Source organism: Rhodococcus sp. OAS809 (assembly GCF_040546695.1).
GTDB classification, from domain to species: domain Bacteria; phylum Actinomycetota; class Actinomycetes; order Mycobacteriales; family Mycobacteriaceae; genus Rhodococcus_F; species Rhodococcus_F qingshengii.
Genome location: NZ_JBEPOI010000002.1, coordinates 4,595,466 through 4,612,165, shown reverse-complemented (window position 1 = coordinate 4,612,165; position 16,700 = coordinate 4,595,466). Strand labels below are relative to the sequence as shown.

Genomic DNA, 16,700 nt, shown 5'->3' with positions numbered 1-16,700 from the left:
CCACATCATTCATGGCCACATGCGACTGTTCTAATAGGAAGCTCATACAGAAAAATCTCTGGAAAAGTTGGGGCAACCATGACGGTCGATCTCGATTCCAAGCTCATTGCCGCACTTCAGCGCAACGGGCGAGCGACGTACCGCGAACTGTCCGTGGCGGTCGACGCCCCACGAGCGGCGGTGTCCACCAGAGTGCAGGCGCTACTCGACTCGGGAACGGTGTCCGTAGTGGCCGTCGCGCACCCCGAACTTCTCGGGTTGAAGGCGCTTGCACACGTCTCGATCGCGGTGTCCGGACCGATGACCCCGGTGCTGGACGCGTTGATCGCATCCGAGGCCGCCGTCTACATCTCGGCAGTCAGCGGGCAGTACAACGTGATTGCGGAACTTCGGGTGCCCAGTCACGACGATCTGTACCGTGCCATCGCCGAACTCCGCTCACAACGTGGCGTTCGATCCGTGAGCACGCTGGTCTACGTCGACGTCATCAAGGGAATCTTCATGCCCGAGACCGCTTTACAAGCCGATATCCGACTCGACTCGACAGATGTCGCGTTGATCGAACTGCTCGAGCGCAACGGGCGAATGCCCTTTCTCGAGCTGGCCGAACACACCGGACTGTCGCCGAGCGCCGTGCGCAACCGGGTCAATCATCTGATCGCGAGCACGGCACTGCGCGTCGGCGCTGTCGTCAAGCGGCGAGGTGGTGGCCGAACGCTGGCGATGGGCATCGGCGTCAATCTGGGCTCACGGGACGACAACGCGGTATCGGAGATCGAGTCGCTGCCCGGAATCGAATTCCTCGCCCGGACCCTCGGACGATACGACGTGATCGCGACGGTTGCCGCCAACTCCTCGAGCGACCTGCATGCGCTGTCCGAACGAATCCGCGGGATCGACGGTGTCAGCGGCTTGGAATCTTGGGCACATCTCGAGGTATTCAAGGAGCACTACGCCCGCAGCCTGGACGTACGCGGGTAATTTCCGAGTCATTGACCCACTTGGTCGGGCACGCTAACCTCGATCAAGTCATTGACCCACTTATCCGAGGTGACATACATGGCCGATTCCGGACGCAAGGTAGACATCGTCGCCGCGGCGATCGAGGAGGCGATCTCGACCGGTCGATGGCCCGTCGGATCGAAACTCCCGCCGGAGACCGCATTGGTCGAAGAATTGGGAGTCGCCCGAAACACCATGCGCGAAGCGGTACGGGCGCTTGCCCACGCCGGAGTTCTGTCCGTACGCCACGGTGGCGGCGTGTACGTCATGGCGGCGTCGCCGGTCGAAGGACTACTCGGGCGCAGGCTCGCCAGAGGTGACGTTCTCGACGTACTGAGCCTGCGACGCGGACTCGAGGTCGAAGCCGCGCGACTTGCAGCGCAGCGCCACACCCCCGAAGATCTCGCGCGGATACATGCAGCCTGGAATGCCCACCCCGGTCACGTCGGCGGCTTCACTGTCGAAGCCGGCATGGCCTTGCACCTTTCGATCGTCGAGGCGTCCCACAATTCCGCACTGATCGACGTCTACCGGGGAGTCCTTGCCGCCGTGACGGATTCGCTGTCCGCCGTCAGTGTCGGTCCAGGTTTCCACGTCGACGAGCACCGACCCTTGATCGCTGCCATCGAGGAACGCAACCCCGGCGAAGCAGCGCGTGCGGCAGGCGCAGCGCTCGATACGGTCATCGACGCAGTCGAAAGGAGCTTGTCGTGAATCGGGGAAACTGGAACGGTGCGGCATATTCCCCTCTTGCCGAACAACTCTCACCTGCATCGACAGAGGCGCTGCGCTCGATCGGGCACGTGAGCACGGCGTACGACGTCTGCGCCGGAACGGGGAACTTTACGCTCCCGGCGGCCCAGTCCGGGATCGCGGTCCACGCACTCGACCTCTCCGCCAGCCAGCTGGAGGTCGCGCGCGAACGCTGGATTCCTCGCCCCGGAACTACCGAACCCACTTTCACGATCGGCGATGCACAGTCTCTGCCGTGGTCGGATTCGAGCGCCGACGCCTGTGTCAGCATCTTCGGGATCATCTTCTGTCCCAACCCTGCGATCGCCCTCGCAGAGATGATGCGGGTGACCCGCCCGGGTGGAAGCATTTGTGTCGCAACGTGGTCGGAGAACGGGTGGGCAGCAGCACTCCGAAGGGAGGCCGCCTCTGCGTGGAATGGCATCACACCACTACCGACGACATGGTCGAGCCCGAGCGAATTCGAGAAGGCAGCAGCTGGATTGGAGTCGGTGAGCTCGGCCTCGCACCTGCTCGAGTGGCAACTACCAGCCGGTTCGGATCCCGTCGAGGAACTGTGCGACCAGGCGCCGGCGTTGAAGAACTTTCGCGAGGCGGTTCGAGGCGCAGGGAATTGGGCTTCGATGTCAGCGCACCTCCGCTCGACGCTCGAGCCCTATCTCAGGTCGAGCGCGGCCGGCCCCGTCGCCACCAGCGAATACGTCCTCCACACGGGCACTGTCCCGAACTCTGACACCGCGCTCTTCCGAACGCGCGGGTAACCCTCTTTGCCGGATACGGTCTCTTCACCGTCCACCGAACCGAAGAGGCCCGCTTGATGTCTGAATCGAACTCCCTACCTGAATTGAAGCAAGCATCGCAGCAAGCGTCGAAACAAACCTTGTCCATGTCCGTCCTCATGACACCGGACATGTCAAACTTCTCGGGCAACGTGCACGGCGGAACGATTCTGAAGTTTCTCGACCAGGTTGCCTATGCGTGCGCGAGTCGATATGCCCAGACCTACGTCGTGACTCTGTCGGTGGATCGTGTGGTGTTCCGCGAACCGGTGCATGTCGGCGAACTCGTCACGTTCAGCGCTTCCGTCAATTACACCGGGCGCACCTCGATGGAAATCGGAATTCGAGTCGAAACCGAAGACATTCTTCTCGGAAAATCTCGACACACCAATAGTTGCTATTTCACGATGGTGGCGATGGGAAGCGACGGGAAACCGGCTGAGGTACCCCAACTCCGGCCGACCGGAACAATCGCCAGGCAGCGATTCGAGGCCGGGCGACGGCGTCGTGAACTGCGCAGAGAGAACGAGCTTCGTGAACAGTCCATCCGGGCCGCAGTTCGGGACTTAACGCCCGAACACGATGACTGAATCCAGTCATATTTAAGTTATAACCTTATGCATTAAGCTGATCGAGTGACTTCGAAGGCACGGGAAAAGTATGACGTTGTGATTGTCGGCGCGAGCATCGCGGGATGCGCGGCCGCCATCATGTACGCCCAGCAAGGTCTGCGGATAGCGCTTCTCGACGCTCGCTCCGACATCCGGGCGCACAAAGTCCTGTGCACTCACCACCTGCAACCGTGCGGTGCCCCGATCTTGCAACGACTCGGCGCCACGGAAAAACTGCTCGCCCTGGGAATGGTGGAAACCGTTCCGACATTCTGGACCCCTTGGGGAGTGATCACCCCTGACGCGGCAGAGAACTCACCGCCACCTGGGTTCAACGTCCGAAGGGAAACTCTCGACCCCCTACTGCGCCAACTCGCGAACGACTACCCGAACGTCGACCTTCTTCTCGGGTATCGCGTTTCCGGACTGCTGACCGAGAAGGGCACTACTGCAGGCGTCTACGGCACCGAACAGGGTTCGGTCTTCACTGTCGAAGCACGATTGACCGTCGGAGCGGACGGCAAGGATTCGACCGTCGCACGATCCGCTCGTTGCGACTCCGTGACTGCATCCAACGGGCGTTTCAGCTATTTCGCCCAACTCTCCGGACTTGAACGACCCGGCGGAGAAACGTCATTGTCGTGGTTCATGGATCCCGACGTCGCCTATCTGCTCCCCAACGACGGCGGAATCAGCGTGCTGGTGGTCTTCCCTGCCCTCGACAAGCTCGGCTCGTTCGCTGACGACCTGTCTACTGCTTTCCTCGAGTACGCCAACGCATTACCCGGCGCTCCGCTTGTTCGGCGAGAGCACATCGTCGGGAAGATCGTTGGTACCAAACACTTCTCCACAACCCTCACCGAACCCGTAGGTAACGGGTTCGCACTCATCGGCGACGCTGCGGCAACCAACGACCCGTTGTGGGGTATCGGATGCTCGTGGGCACTCGAGACCGCTCAGATGCTGGTCGATGCGACCGCGCACATGCTGACGGAGACGCCGGCAGACACACTCGACTCACATCGGAACGTGACCGCTGCATTGACCGAATACCGTAGCGCCAGAGCAAGTATGACGAATCACATCGACTACATGAGCGGTTACGCCGGTGGGCGAAAGTTCACCGCGATCGAACGTCTGCTCATCTCCGCGGCCACCCACGACCACGACGAAGCCCGAAGGTTCTACTTGTTCGGTTCCCGGTTGATACCGGCCGAACAGTATCTCTCGACTCGCTCGGTCGCGCGGGCAGCACAAAAACATCTCAGGCACCGTCTGCGTCGTAGATCTGTGGCCGGGACGTAATCTGACAAGCGTTTTTTCGGCGCCGGCAACGGGGAACCCTCCGATCGCAACCGAGCCGGAGGAGCGACCATGCGTGCACACATCGCCATTCCGAGTGAATCGACTTGTCACAGGTACGTAGTCGCCGTCGCCAGCTCCACCTTCGCCGAATCGGTCATCTGGTGCGACGGCCCCGCGTTCGACGCAGTACTCGTTCTGGGCAGCGAGATTCCGCAGCACAGTGGCCACCGAGCCGTACTCGCCTGGAATCACTACTTCGGGTGGGCGCTCGGCGTGGAAACCACACCGGATGCGTCGTTCGCCGTTGTCGAATGCCTCGGTATCGGGAGAATGCCGGATCCGGAACTGTGCGCCGACCGCGCTGTCGAGTTGATTGCCCAGGCGGGTAGTTAAGGAACTCGTCGCGCGGCGCACAATCCGGCGGGCATAAGATCGAGCGCGAGTTTCGCACGCCCGACGAAAGAGAGCCCGACATGGACCCGCTGAACAGGCCTGCCGGTCAGCTGGCTCTCGAGAACGAACCGGACGGCAGGGCGACTTTGCGGGCGCGTCAGACGCCGCGCAGTGAGCGTCGCAAGATCGGGAAAGGCCTGCGCAAGCGAGTGGCGCGATCGTCGCTCGGCGACTGGACGCCCCCATCCGATCGACGTGACCCGGTCGATCAGGTCAACACGGCACACGAGGGAAGACTCGACTGGTTGGTTCCGATCCGTGTGGGGCGAATGGTCGCTTCGCCATACGGATTCCTGCGCGGTACCGCCGGATTGATGGCAGAGGACATGGCGCAGCTGCCGTCCACCGGCATCACTCCCGTCATCTGTGGAGATGCGCACGTCGGAAACTTCGGGTTCTACGGATCTCCGGAACGCGAACTTGTCATAGACCTCAACGATTTCGACGAAGCACATCCCGGCCCCTGGGAATGGGATCTACGAAGGCTGGCTGCGAGCATCTGGGTGGCCGGTCGACAGAACGGTCTCACCGAAGCTCAATGCGAAACAGCAACAACCTCGTGTGTGTCCGCGTATCGCCTCCACTTGGCGAAGCTCTCCGAGCGTCCGCTGTTCGATCGCTCCTTCGACCGGGTCGATCTCGACGGACTCACCGACCACGTCACCGATCCTGGGTTGCTGGCCGAGATCAGGCGCGCCGCGGAGCGCGCCCGGCGGCGTACGAGTGACCATGCGGTGCCGCGGTTCACCGCCCAGGATCACGGACGGCGCCAGTTGGTCGAGAACCCGCCGCTCACAACACGACTCACACCGCAGGACACCGACTTCCTCCTGGAGGGTCTGGACGAGTATCTCGAAACCCTTGCACCACACTGGCGCCGAGTCGTCTCGGGATACAACGTCATCGACGTCGCGCACCGGGTTGTCGGAGTCGGGAGTGTCGCTCTGCGCGCCTATGTCGCCCTGTGCGAAGGGAGCATCCCGGACGACGTCATCTTCTTGCAGCTCAAACAGGCTCGCCGATCCGTAGTTGCGCCCTTCGTGCACGGCGACTCGGCCTGGCACGACCACCAAGGACGACGCGTCGCGGAATACCAGCAAGCTCTCCAGACGGTCAGTGATCCACTGCTCGGTTGGTGCACCGTGGACGACCGCCAGTACTACGTCCGTCAGTTCCGGAACATGAAAGGTTCTGTGGACCTGAACAATATCGACGCCGCAGCGCTGACCGATTACGTCGCGATCTGCGGCCGCCTACTGGCCAAGGGGCATGCACGAACCAGCGGCGCGTCACTGATTTCCGGTTACCTGGGAACCTCGGACGCGGTCGATACCGCCCTCACCCGGTTCGCTCGGCTCTACGCCGATCAGACCGAACGTGACCACGACGCTCTGTGCCGAGCGGTATTGGCCGGCACGATCGCCGCGGAGCCGGGAATTTGATCCCTCACGCCGCGACGATCCTGCCCTGCTCGAACTTCACGCCTCCCCAGATTCCGGTCTGACCAGTGGCAGAGGCGAATTCACGGCACGAAGCCACAATCGGGCACCTGTTGCACACGTCGGTCGCGTAGTCGTATCCCTCGGACGGAAAGGGAAACCACCGGTCCGGCTCCGGGTCTCCTCGGCATTCCGCCTGCCACCAGGTTCGGTCGTCCGAGATCGGCAGAAGCTCTGCCAAATTCGAGATTTCGTCAGCGCACATCACTTGCTCCCTTCGACCGTCACGCCCGACTCAATTCGCGCCAGATCTTCTGCTGCACTTTCTCGATGCGCCGAGGTGCCTTCGGCTCCCACAGCAGCCGCATTCCGGCCTCAGCCGGAGTGCGATCCGCTTTGCGCTGATTACAGGAACTGCAGCACGCCACCAGATTTCCCCACGTGTTGGGCCCGTTACGGCTCCGCGGCTGGACATGGTCGATGGTCGTTGCCCGGGCGGCGCAGTACGCACATTGACGACCGTCCCGGTCGAAGACACCGGCAAAAGTGGCCCGACTGGAATCGGTGACCGTCACCCGGTGAGCAACGTACACGTACTCGGCGAGCAGGATCGTCCTCGGCAGTGGGATTTCGACGTGCTTGGAGCGCACCGGAAATATCGGGGTCACGTCTTCGGTGGACTGCGCGGAGCCGGTGGCGATCAGGACGACCGCACGATCGGCGCTCACTTCACCGAGGTACTCGTACGTGGCGTTGAGTACCCGGACGGGGCGGTTCATCCAACTGTGAGCAAGTGCGCGGTTCGGGTTCCGCATGAGAGTTCTCAGTTCGTGTCGAGGAGTGAAGCTCCTGGACACGAAGACGGGTCAGGAGCAAATGCAAGAAATGGGGAACGGCATATATCCAGCGTCGCTCTGTTCCCCGAATGCGGGATGGGAAATACCGCGGGGTGAGTGCCCGCGCAGGTGCAACGCTTGCTTCCAGTCGCGCATGCCTGTCCCCTACCACTTTCTTGTTCTCGTCACCGGCGATTGCCGACGCTCATCATCACACGGAAGGCATCCTCAGCGATATCGATTTATCGGGCCGGAAGAGCCGTCCTGGAAATACCGCGGTTTGACGCCGGAACACGCGGCTTGATCGAATGAGCCATGACTTCGTCGTACATCGACCTACGCTCGGACACCGTCACCAAGCCTGATGCGGAGATGCGGAAGGCGATGGCCGACGCCGAGGTCGGTGACGACGTCCTCGATCACGACCCGACCATGGCGGCGCTCGAGGAAGAGGTGGCGCACACTCTGGGTTTACCGGCGGCACTGTGGGTGCCGAGCGGATCGATGGGCAACCTGATTGCGCTGATGCTGCACCTTCACCGCGGCGATCAGTTCCTGGCACCGGAACACTCTCACGTCTTGGGCTCCGAATTGGGCACCGCGGCCTGGCTCGCCCAGGGAATGCCGATGGCGTTGCCGCACGACGGCGGACCCGGACGTCCCACCCCCGAGACGGTCGTGAAGGCGGCGGGCTCCCCCGGCCCGTACTTCGCGTTGAACACCACGCTGCTCTGTCTCGAGAACACTCACAACTTCGCCGGCGGTGCCGTCATGAATCCGACCGAATGGACGACGTTGGTCGACGCAGCGCGATCACGCGGCTTGAAGATTCACCTCGACGGCGCCCGTCTCTGGAATGCCGCTGCTGCACTGGATGTTTCGCCCACCGAATTGACTTCCGGCGCCGATACCGTTCAGGTGTGCCTGAGTAAGGGACTCGGTGCGCCGGTCGGCTCGATACTCGCCGCATCACCCGAATTGATCACCGAAGCCCGAAGGATCCGCAAGATGCTCGGCGGCGGCGTTCGTCAGGGCGGAGTGCTGGCCGCAGCCGGCATCGTCGCGTTGCGCTCACAAGCTCGCCTCTCCGACGATCACGACAACGCGCAGCGCCTCGCGTCGGGGCTTCGTGAACGCGGTTGGGCCGTCGACGAACCTGCCACCAACATCGTTCTGGCCGCGACAGCCGATCCGTCGGTCACCGTTGCTCAGCTCGCCGCTGTCGATGTCGGCGCGGTCACCGTTGCCGGGAAGGTTCGGTTCGTGACACATCGCGACGTGAGCACTGCCGACATCGACGCGGTTCTGTCCAGAGTAACCTTCTGAACTACGCCACCAGGGGTTGAACCTCCTGCGCGACAAAGCGAATGAACTCGCGGACATCCGGCTCGTCAACAGTCGGTTGGAGTACCACGGTGGTTGCACCTGCTGCAACCCATCGCCGTGTTGCTGCCGCGACTTCGGCCGCGTTGCCCACGGCAATCGCATCCTCCGGCGACTCGCTACCGGACGCTGCGGCCTCGGCAAGGGCGCGCTCACGACCACCGGAACCGAAAGCACAGATGACGTAGACGACGACCTCGTGATCCGACGCCCCGATGTGAGCGATCGCCCGACGCACGCCGTCCGGGGTCGTCCCACCCGAGAGCACGGTGCCCTGCGCCAACTCGCCACTGAGCGCCAAAGTCTTTGGCCCCGTGGCGCCGACGAGCAACTGCGGCACCGTCTCCGGTGGCCACGCCAGCGTGACGTCCGTGAGATTCACGTATCGACCGGACACCGTCACCGACTCACCGCCCAGTAGCCGCTCGACTGCTCCGAACTGCTCCCGCAGGAGGGTCAACGGCGATTCGGCTTTGGCCCCGATCTGCCGCATCCAACTCTGAACGCCGTGACCGAAGCCAACCCGTAGTCGATCCGGATGAACTCTGGCCAGCGCTGAAATCTCCATCGCCGTGATCGCGGTGTTGCGCATCGGGGTCGGCAGCACACCGATCGCCACACCCACGCGATCGGTCTCAGCCAATACAGTTGCAGCAGTGGCTATTCCTCCGCCGAAGAAGCAGTCTTCCCACAACCAGACCTCGTCGATACCGACTTCGTCTGCATACCTGGCATGTCGAACCAGATCTTCCGGAGATTGCTCCGGGCGCACGACGACGGCAATCCGTGCGGCGCTCATGCCGTCACCAGAAACGCGGCGATCTCGTCGGCGGTTCGACGGCCCTGTTCGCGGCCGAGTTCGGCTGCGGGGCGCCTGGTTGTCGGTGAAAGCGAGTTCGTTCCGATCGCTTCGACGACGGCGTCGTCGGCGAAGACAGGCAGCACGGGCAAGGGCGTCATCACGTCGATTTCCTCTCGTAGGCTGCCGCCAAGCAGATTCGGGGCGGGATCGGCAGCAGGTGAAAGAACCACGACCACATCGCAGTCGGCAGCCAGATGAACATTCGAGCCACTCGCCATTCCGCCGTCCATGTACCGGTGACCGTCGATCGTGACTACCGGCCACACCCCGGGGACAGCGCAACTCGCTCCGACTGCGTCGATCAGGTCGACGCCGGAGGCATTGCCGAACACCCTCAACTCACCGGTCTGCGCGTTGATCGCCGGGATGCGCAACTCCCGGTCGGGCCACAACCGATTGGGCAGCCGCGCCTCGATGACCGCACGACGCACGGCGGGTTCGACGGTATCGGCTCTCATCGCTGCCTCGCCGAGCAAACGGAGCTGCTCGGCCCGGTCCTGCGATCCTGCAATCGCGTCGACGAACATCTGACCGAGTACCTCGACATCGACCTTCGGGTCGATTTCGCCGGTAGCCTCCGCTGTTTGTGCGTCGAAAAGTTCTTGCAGTGTCACGCCGCTCGCTATCTGAGCGCTCACCGTGGAACCTGCGGAAGTGCCGATCAACACGTCCGCCGTCAGCAGCGCAGCGGCAGTGTCCGGTGATTTGTCCTGAAGGCCCAACAGAAAACCTGTTTCCCAGGCGATTCCCGCAACGCCGCCACCGGCAAGTACCAACCCCAATTTCACGCCGTCCACCTCTCGTCGATCGTGATCCGTGCCCGAAGTCGACGTTAGACCTACTCTGAAGTGATGTTCATGCGCAGCGCAAAGACATTTGTTCCCGACGCACTCCGTGGGTTGATCGCATCCACCGACGACATCGCGTGGAATCCCGATCCTGGGTACCTCACACGCGCAAGGCCACTTCCCCGCGGACGGGTCGCGCTCGTCTCCGGCGGCGGATCAGGCCACGAACCCATGCACGCCGGATTCATCGGCGAAGGAATGCTCACAGCCGTCTGCCCCGGATTGGTCTTCAGCTCACCCAATGCACTTCAGATCCACGAGGGGTCCAAGGCTGCCGACGCCGGCGGCGGCGTCCTTCACATCGTGAAGAACTACACCGGCGACGTGATGAACTTCGGTATCGCCCGAGAGTTGCTACGCGAGGACAAGATCGATACGGACGTCGTCCTGGTCGACGACGACGTCGCGACCGAACGCGCAGACGGCAGTGGCCCGGGGCGACGCGGTACTGCGGCAACCATCGTGGTGGAGAAGGTCTGCGGCGCATCCGCCGCCCGCGGCGACGACCTGGCCGAGGTGACCCGGATCGGACAACACGTCGCGCACTCCGCTCGGAGCATGGCCGTCGCTCTTCGCCCATGCACTTTGCCGGGGGCTGACGAGCCGTCGTTCGACTTGCCGGCGGGTCAGATGGAACTCGGTATCGGCATCCACGGCGAACGCGGCACAGAACGCGTGGATGCCCTGCCCGCACCGGAATTGGTGCGGCGGCTGACAGACCCGATCATCAAGTCCCTGAGTCTCGCCGAAGGTGACCGCGTCATCGCCGTCGTCAACGGTCTCGGCGCCACCCACCCGCTGGAGTTGCAACTACTGTTCGCCGAACTCGGAGATTATCTGGACGAACAGGGAATTCACATCGAGCGGACACTGATCGGAACCTTCGTCACTGCATTGAACATGGCAGGCGCGTCCATCACCCTTGTTCGCACAGACAAAGAAATCCTCGAATTATGGGACGCACCAACAAAAGCGCCCGCCTGGCCGAATGCTATAGCGCGTGAGTACACCGGCATGGGCACGCGCGAATCTTTCGGTCCCACATTCACACCCGACACCTCACGCACCGCCGAAAGCAGCTTCGTCGGAAGCTGGATTGCGGACTGGGCCGAGAAGGTACTGGATCAGGAACCGGCACTGACCGATCTCGACCGACGAGCGGGCGACGGCGATTTCGGGACCAACATGGTGGCCGCACTGGATCAACTCGACATCTCGGCGATCCGTGACACGTACTCCACCGCAACGATATTCGATGCAGTCTCACAGGCGTACCTCGGCCACGCCGGTGGCACCTCCGGCGCATTGTTCGGCATCTGGTTCCGGCATTTCTTCCGCGTTGCCGCAGACTCGGCGGACTCCGAACTCGACCTCGGCGCGATCGCGGCTGCAGCGCGAGCGGGACTCGACAACATCACCTCGCTCGGCGGCGCACGCGTCGGCGACAAGACGATGGTCGACGCGATAGTTCCGGCGGTCGAGTCGTTGGAGCAATCCGTGAGCTCGGAAGCCGATCGAGATGCTGCGCTGGCGAGCGCAGCGGAAGCCGCAGCGGCCGGGGCGGAGTCGACCGAAACCATGCTCGCGAACCGCGGACGTGCAAGTTATGTGGGCGAAGCCGCTCGCGGAGTAGTCGATCCGGGAGCGCTACTCATAGCGTGGTTCTTCGCCAGTGCAGTGGGTCACTAGCGAGCACTTCGGGGCTGTGACTAATCTGGCAGCCACAGCACATCGTTTGTGACGACCCGTGGGCGAAAGCACCGGTCTCACACACCACACAGGAGCAGCCCATGCTGAGCACCATGCAAGACGCCCCCCTCTCCATTGCTCAACTTCTCCGCCACGGTGCCTCCGTTCACGGCGCCTCCGAGGTTGTCACGTGGACCGAGTCCGGCCCGCGCCGTGTGTCCTACGCTGACGTCGGCAAGCGCTGTGCTCAGCTCGCGCACGCCCTGCGCGGGCTCGGCGTCGAGGGCGACGAGCGAGTCGCCACGTTCATGTGGAACAACTCCGAGCACCTCGAGGCGTACCTGGCGATCCCCTCGATGGGCGCTGTGCTCCACACCCTGAACATTCGTCTGTTCCCCGAGCAGTTGATCCATGTCGCCAATCACGCCGAGGACCGCGTGATCATCGTCGACCCGTCCCTGATTCCGCTTCTCTCTCCGCAGCTTCCGTCGCTGACCACCGTCAAACACATCGTCGTCACCGGCTCCTCCACTGCAGGACTCGAAGCTCCCGAGGGAGTGCAGGTTCACACCTACGAGGGCTTGATCGCCGATCAGCCCACCGAGTTCGACTGGCCCGAGGTCGACGAACTGAGCGCTGCCGCAATGTGTTACACGTCCGGCACCACGGGTGACCCCAAGGGCGTCGTCTACTCCCACCGTTCGATCTACCTGCACTCCATGCAGGTCTGCATGAGCGACGGCCCCAACCTCGCGCAGGGCGATCGTGCACTCGCCGTGGTGCCTCAGTTCCACGCCATGTCGTGGGGACTTCCCTACGCCGCATTCATGATCGGTGCTTCGCTGATCATGCCCGACCGCTTCCTCCAGCCTGCCCCGTTGGCTGCGATCATCGCCAGCGAGAAGCCGACGTTCGCCGCAGCCGTCCCCACCATCTGGCAGGGCCTGCACCTCTACCTCGAGCAGAACCCGCAGGACATCTCCTCGATGCGCGAGGTTCTGATCGGTGGGTCCGCGGTACCGCCGGCCCTCATGCACGCATTCGAAGCCGACCACAACGTCTCCGTCCTGCACGCCTGGGGCATGACCGAAACCTCCCCACTCGGATCCGTCGCCCGCCCGCCGGCCGGTGTCACCGGCGACGCGATGTGGAAGTACCGCTACTCTCAGGGCCGCTTCCCGGCATCCGTCGAGGCACGTCTCATCGACGATGACGGCAAAGTTGTTGCACACGACGGCGTTTCCGTCGGCGAGCTCGAAGTGCGCGGCCCCTGGATCACCGGGTCGTACTACGGCGTCGATGCGGAAGACAAGTTCAACGACGGCTGGCTCAAGACCGGTGACGTCGGATCCATCACGGCCGACGGCTTCCTGAGCCTGTCCGACCGCTCCAAGGACATCATCAAGTCCGGCGGCGAATGGATCTCCTCGGTCGACCTCGAGAACGCCGTCATGGGTCACCCTGACGTCACCGAAGCTGCCGTCATCGGCGTGCCGGACGAGAAGTGGGACGAGCGCCCGTTGGTTGCGGTTGTTCTTCGCGCTGGTTCCGAAACCACCATGTCCGAACTGCAACAGTACCTTTCGGACAAGGTTGCCAAGTGGCAGCTGCCCGAGAACTGGGCCGTGGTCCAGGAAGTCCCGAAGACGAGCGTCGGCAAGTTCGACAAGAAACGCCTTCGCGCCGACTACCACGAGGGCGGACTCGAAGTTACGCGACTCTGACACCGAGTGAATGCCGAAGTATGAATACTGAAGGTGGGCAACAGGTTTTCGACCTGTTGCCCACCTTCGTTCACGAGCGATGCACTTTACGGCCGATAGCCGACCGTGTGAAAAGCGATGTCGACGTACTTCTCCGCCAATTGCGACGGTGACATCGGACCGCCGGTCTGGAACCAACGCGGCAGTGACTGCGCCATACCGAGTATTGCCCGGACGGTCTCTTCGGTATCGGTGACCGCGAAATCTCCCGATGCCACACCGTCGTCGACGATCCTGCGCATCAGCAACTCGAGCCGCTTACGACTGGCGGCGTACCGACTTCGACTTTCCGGTGAGACATGCCGGATCTCGGTGTCCAACGCAGCATGCCGCGACCGGTGGGTCATATAGAGAACAATCGCCTCCACCACCAAGGCGAAGCGTCGTACCGGATTTTCGCCGGCCTCCACCTCTGCCGCTTCGGTTCTGGTATTCAGCTCACTCATCGAGATCTCGAACAGAGCGACGAGGACTGCCTCTTTGTTCGCGTGGTGATAGTAGAGCGCGGGAACGGTTACCCCGACACGATTGGCAATCTGGCGCACCGTCGTGCCGTGGTAACCGTTCTCGTCGAACAGCTCGAGCGAAGCCGTCAGGATGTCGGTCATCACCAGCGGCGGGAAGGACCTCCAGTCCACTGCCACCGAGCTCACCGACTCCACCTCGCCAGTCATGTGATAGCCGAAATTACCGCGGTGCCATACGGATTGCACCGTCGAGGCGGATCGTCTCACCATTGAGCATGGGGTTGGAAACGATGTGCGCAGCAAGCGCGCCGTACTCGCTGGGATCACCCAGGCGAGAGGGGTGAGGCACCTGCTGACCCAACGACGCCTGGGCTGCTTCGGGCAGTCCGGCCAGCAACGGGGTCTTGAACAAGCCTGGTGCAATGGTGTTGACGCGGATCAGCAGCGACGCGAGGTCACGGGCGATGGGAAGCGTCATACCGACGACGCCGCCCTTCGACGCGGAGTACGCAGCCTGCCCGATCTGGCCGTCATACGCTGCGACCGAAGCGGTGTTGATGATGACACCGCGTTCACCGTCGATCGGCTCGGTCTTCGAAATACGTTCCGCAGCAAGACGAAGGACGTTGAAGGTGCCGATCAGATTGACGTCGATGACCTTCTTGAACGCGTCGAGCGGGAAAGCGCCCTTCTTGCTGACCGTCTTGACTGCGTTGCCGATTCCGGCGCAGTTGACTGCCACGCGCAGGGGTCCGAGGGACTCGGCCACGTCGAGTGCCGCGGTGACCGCAGCCTCGTCGGTGACGTCTGCCGCCGCGAAGCGGACCCGGTCGCCAAGTTCCTTGGCGATGGCTTCACCGTTGGACGACGGAAGGTCGATAATGACGACGCTGGCACCGTCGGCAAGAAGGGCTTTGGTCGTAGCCAGGCCGAGGCCGGATGCTCCACCGGTGACGACGGCGACGCTGTCGTTGACGATCATGAGAGTTCCTTTCGAAAGGTTATGTGTTTCAGATGCGTTCGATGATTGTGGCGTTGGCCATGCCGGCGCCCTCGCACATGGTCTGCAATCCGTAGCGTCCGCCGGTGGCCTCGAGGTGGTTGACCATCGTGGTCAGCAGTCGAGTACCCGAGGACCCCAGGGCGTGTCCGAGGGCAATCGCGCCGCCCCACGGGTTGAGCTTTGCCGGGTCGGCGCCGAACTCGTGAGCCCAGGCGAGTGGAACGGGAGCGAAGGCTTCGTTGACCTCGTAGGTGTCGATGTCGTCGATGCTCAGACCCGCGCGAGCGAGCACCTTGTGGGTGGCTGGGATGGGTGCGGTGAGCATGAAGATCGGGTCATCGCCCGCAACGGAGAAGGAATGGAAACGAGCTCGCGGAGTCAGCCCCAGCTTCGACGCCATTTCTTCGCTCATGATCAGTGCTGCGGACGCGCCGTCGGTGAGCGGCGACGAGTTACCGGGAGTGATCGACCACTGCGCCTCGGGGAAGCGCTGCGCGTACTTCTCCGAGTAGAACGACGGCTTCAAACCGGCGAGTCCCTCGGCGGTAGTAGACGCGCGAACCGTCTCGTCGACGATATGCGAGACGGTCTCACCGGCGGCGTTGGTCACCGAGATCGGCAGAATCTCCTTGTCGAAGAGCCCCTTCGCCGCTGCCTCTGCTGCCCGCTGGTGGGACTGCGCGGAGAATGCGTCGAGAGCGTCGCGGTCAAGCTTCCACTTGGCGGCGATCAATTCTGCAGAGATTCCCTGGTTGACCAGGCCTTCGGGGTAGCGAGCCGCGACGCCCGGACCGGAAGCGTCCTTCCCCATCGTCGTGGTACCCATCGGGACACGACTCATGGATTCGACGCCTGCCGCGATCACGATGTCGTAGGCCCCGGCGATCACGCCCTGCGCCGCAAAGTGCGCAGCTTGCTGACTTGATCCGCACTGGCGATCAATCGTGGTGGCGGGTACCGACTCGGGGAACCCTGCCGACAGGACCGCGCTGCGGGTGATGTTGAGCGCCTGCTCACCGGCCTGGCCGACGCAACCGCCGATCACGTCGTCCACCAGGGCGGGGTCGAGGCCGTTTCGCGAGGTGATGGAACGCAGAACGTGGGCCATCAGTTCGACAGGGTGCGTCCCGGACAGTGCTCCGCCCGGCTTTCCCTTGCCGGACGCGATCCGGACTACATCGACGATCACTGCCTTGGTCATCTTCGTTCCCTTCGAGGACGTGCATTGCTGGGGCGGTCCGGCACCCGAGTTTCGTGGCGCCGGGTACCGGACCGAGATCGAGGGAGCACCCTGACTTAGCGCTCGCTAAAGAACTACCACCGACTTGATCCTCTCGTCAAGAGGGGGCCTCCGAACTCGAAACAAATGCGGCCGACTAAAAGCTGGGCGATCAGTGACCTCGCCTGGCCCACGCCATTCATTAGTACTTTCGAATGATAGGTTTTCAATCTTCGCCCGAAATGTCCGGAATCGGATAACCTTCCGCCACAAGCAATCCAAGCCACA

The 16,700-nt window shown here is 62.8% G+C and carries 17 protein-coding genes; 10 read left to right on the top strand and 7 right to left on the bottom strand.

Annotated elements, in window-relative coordinates:
* Positions 1 to 78: 78 nt before the first annotated feature.
* The 7 genes from ABIE52_RS24410 (at position 79) to ABIE52_RS24380 (ending at position 6,345) form a co-directional block, all read left to right on the top strand.
* On the top strand, positions 79 to 981 hold the full coding sequence (locus ABIE52_RS24410; RefSeq protein ID WP_007730473.1) for an Lrp/AsnC family transcriptional regulator: 903 nt from the start codon (positions 79 to 81) through the stop codon (positions 979 to 981).
* 78 nt (positions 982 to 1,059) lie between these two features.
* Entirely contained in the window at positions 1,060 to 1,716 is a 657-nt protein-coding gene (locus ABIE52_RS24405; protein ID WP_125052245.1) for a FadR/GntR family transcriptional regulator, read from the top strand.
* Entirely contained in the window at positions 1,713 to 2,516 is an 804-nt protein-coding gene (locus ABIE52_RS24400) for a class I SAM-dependent methyltransferase (RefSeq protein WP_083056315.1), read from the top strand. Before ABIE52_RS24405 ends, ABIE52_RS24400 begins: the two co-directional genes overlap by 4 nt.
* Before the next feature lie 56 nt (positions 2,517 to 2,572).
* Positions 2,573 to 3,124 carry an acyl-CoA thioesterase gene (locus tag ABIE52_RS24395; RefSeq protein WP_042451572.1) on the top strand — a complete coding sequence of 184 codons (552 nt, stop codon included), beginning with the start codon at positions 2,573 to 2,575 and terminating at the stop codon, positions 3,122 to 3,124.
* Between the two features lie 45 nt (positions 3,125 to 3,169).
* Positions 3,170 to 4,450 carry an NAD(P)/FAD-dependent oxidoreductase gene (locus tag ABIE52_RS24390; protein WP_241064869.1) on the top strand — a complete coding sequence of 427 codons (1,281 nt, stop codon included), beginning with the start codon at positions 3,170 to 3,172 and terminating at the stop codon, positions 4,448 to 4,450.
* A gap of 69 nt (positions 4,451 to 4,519) precedes the next feature.
* The gene (locus tag ABIE52_RS24385) at positions 4,520 to 4,843 is read left to right on the top strand and encodes a DUF6292 family protein (protein WP_003942947.1); all 324 of its coding nucleotides are present in this window, start codon (positions 4,520 to 4,522) and stop codon (positions 4,841 to 4,843) included.
* An 80-nt stretch (positions 4,844 to 4,923) separates the two neighbouring features.
* Positions 4,924 to 6,345, top strand: coding sequence for a DUF2252 domain-containing protein (locus tag ABIE52_RS24380; protein ID WP_192712747.1), 1,422 nt, complete (start codon positions 4,924 to 4,926; stop codon positions 6,343 to 6,345).
* A gap of 4 nt (positions 6,346 to 6,349) precedes the next feature.
* Here ABIE52_RS24380 and ABIE52_RS24375 read toward each other — a convergent pair whose 3' ends face one another.
* Together ABIE52_RS24375 and ABIE52_RS24370 are read right to left on the bottom strand one after the other, a co-directional pair.
* A complete protein-coding gene (locus ABIE52_RS24375) occupies positions 6,350 to 6,607 on the bottom strand; it encodes a WhiB family transcriptional regulator (protein ID WP_007730463.1) in 258 nt (85 codons plus the stop codon).
* Between the two features lie 19 nt (positions 6,608 to 6,626).
* On the bottom strand, positions 6,627 to 7,157 hold the full coding sequence (locus tag ABIE52_RS24370) for an HNH endonuclease (RefSeq protein ID WP_007730460.1): 531 nt from the start codon (positions 7,155 to 7,157) through the stop codon (positions 6,627 to 6,629).
* Positions 7,158 to 7,493: 336 nt separating this feature from the next.
* Between ABIE52_RS24370 and ABIE52_RS24365 the strand changes: the two genes are divergently transcribed.
* A complete protein-coding gene (locus ABIE52_RS24365) occupies positions 7,494 to 8,504 on the top strand; it encodes a threonine aldolase family protein (protein WP_054826925.1) in 1,011 nt (336 codons plus the stop codon).
* A 1-nt stretch (position 8,505) separates the two neighbouring features.
* Here the strand turns inward: ABIE52_RS24365 and ABIE52_RS24360 are convergent, their stop codons facing one another.
* Together ABIE52_RS24360 and ABIE52_RS24355 are read right to left on the bottom strand one after the other, a co-directional pair.
* Positions 8,506 to 9,360, bottom strand: coding sequence for an LLM class flavin-dependent oxidoreductase (locus tag ABIE52_RS24360; protein WP_030536134.1), 855 nt, complete (start codon positions 9,358 to 9,360; stop codon positions 8,506 to 8,508).
* Positions 9,357 to 10,220 (bottom strand): patatin-like phospholipase family protein, encoded by an 864-nt coding sequence (locus ABIE52_RS24355; RefSeq protein ID WP_151098391.1) that lies wholly within the window; start codon positions 10,218 to 10,220, stop codon positions 9,357 to 9,359. The genes ABIE52_RS24360 and ABIE52_RS24355 overlap by 4 nt, the downstream gene beginning before the upstream one ends.
* Before the next feature lie 54 nt (positions 10,221 to 10,274).
* Here ABIE52_RS24355 and ABIE52_RS24350 point away from each other — a divergent pair, with 54 nt between their 5' ends.
* Positions 10,275 to 11,960, top strand: coding sequence for a dihydroxyacetone kinase family protein (locus tag ABIE52_RS24350; RefSeq protein ID WP_039973156.1), 1,686 nt, complete (start codon positions 10,275 to 10,277; stop codon positions 11,958 to 11,960).
* A 101-nt stretch (positions 11,961 to 12,061) separates the two neighbouring features.
* Positions 12,062 to 13,684, top strand: coding sequence for a long-chain fatty acid--CoA ligase (locus ABIE52_RS24345; protein WP_003943212.1), 1,623 nt, complete (start codon positions 12,062 to 12,064; stop codon positions 13,682 to 13,684).
* An 86-nt stretch (positions 13,685 to 13,770) separates the two neighbouring features.
* Here ABIE52_RS24345 and ABIE52_RS24340 read toward each other — a convergent pair whose 3' ends face one another.
* The 3 genes from ABIE52_RS24340 to ABIE52_RS24330 are packed head-to-tail and all read right to left on the bottom strand — an operon-like array spanning position 13,771 to position 16,394.
* Positions 13,771 to 14,397, bottom strand: a complete 627-nt coding sequence (locus ABIE52_RS24340; protein WP_051720833.1) for a TetR/AcrR family transcriptional regulator — start codon at positions 14,395 to 14,397, stop codon at positions 13,771 to 13,773.
* A 13-nt stretch (positions 14,398 to 14,410) separates the two neighbouring features.
* Positions 14,411 to 15,172, bottom strand: a complete 762-nt coding sequence (locus ABIE52_RS24335; RefSeq protein ID WP_003942978.1) for a 3-hydroxyacyl-CoA dehydrogenase — start codon at positions 15,170 to 15,172, stop codon at positions 14,411 to 14,413.
* A gap of 28 nt (positions 15,173 to 15,200) precedes the next feature.
* On the bottom strand, positions 15,201 to 16,394 hold the full coding sequence (locus ABIE52_RS24330) for a thiolase family protein (protein WP_030536138.1): 1,194 nt from the start codon (positions 16,392 to 16,394) through the stop codon (positions 15,201 to 15,203).
* Positions 16,395 to 16,700 lie beyond the last annotated feature (306 nt).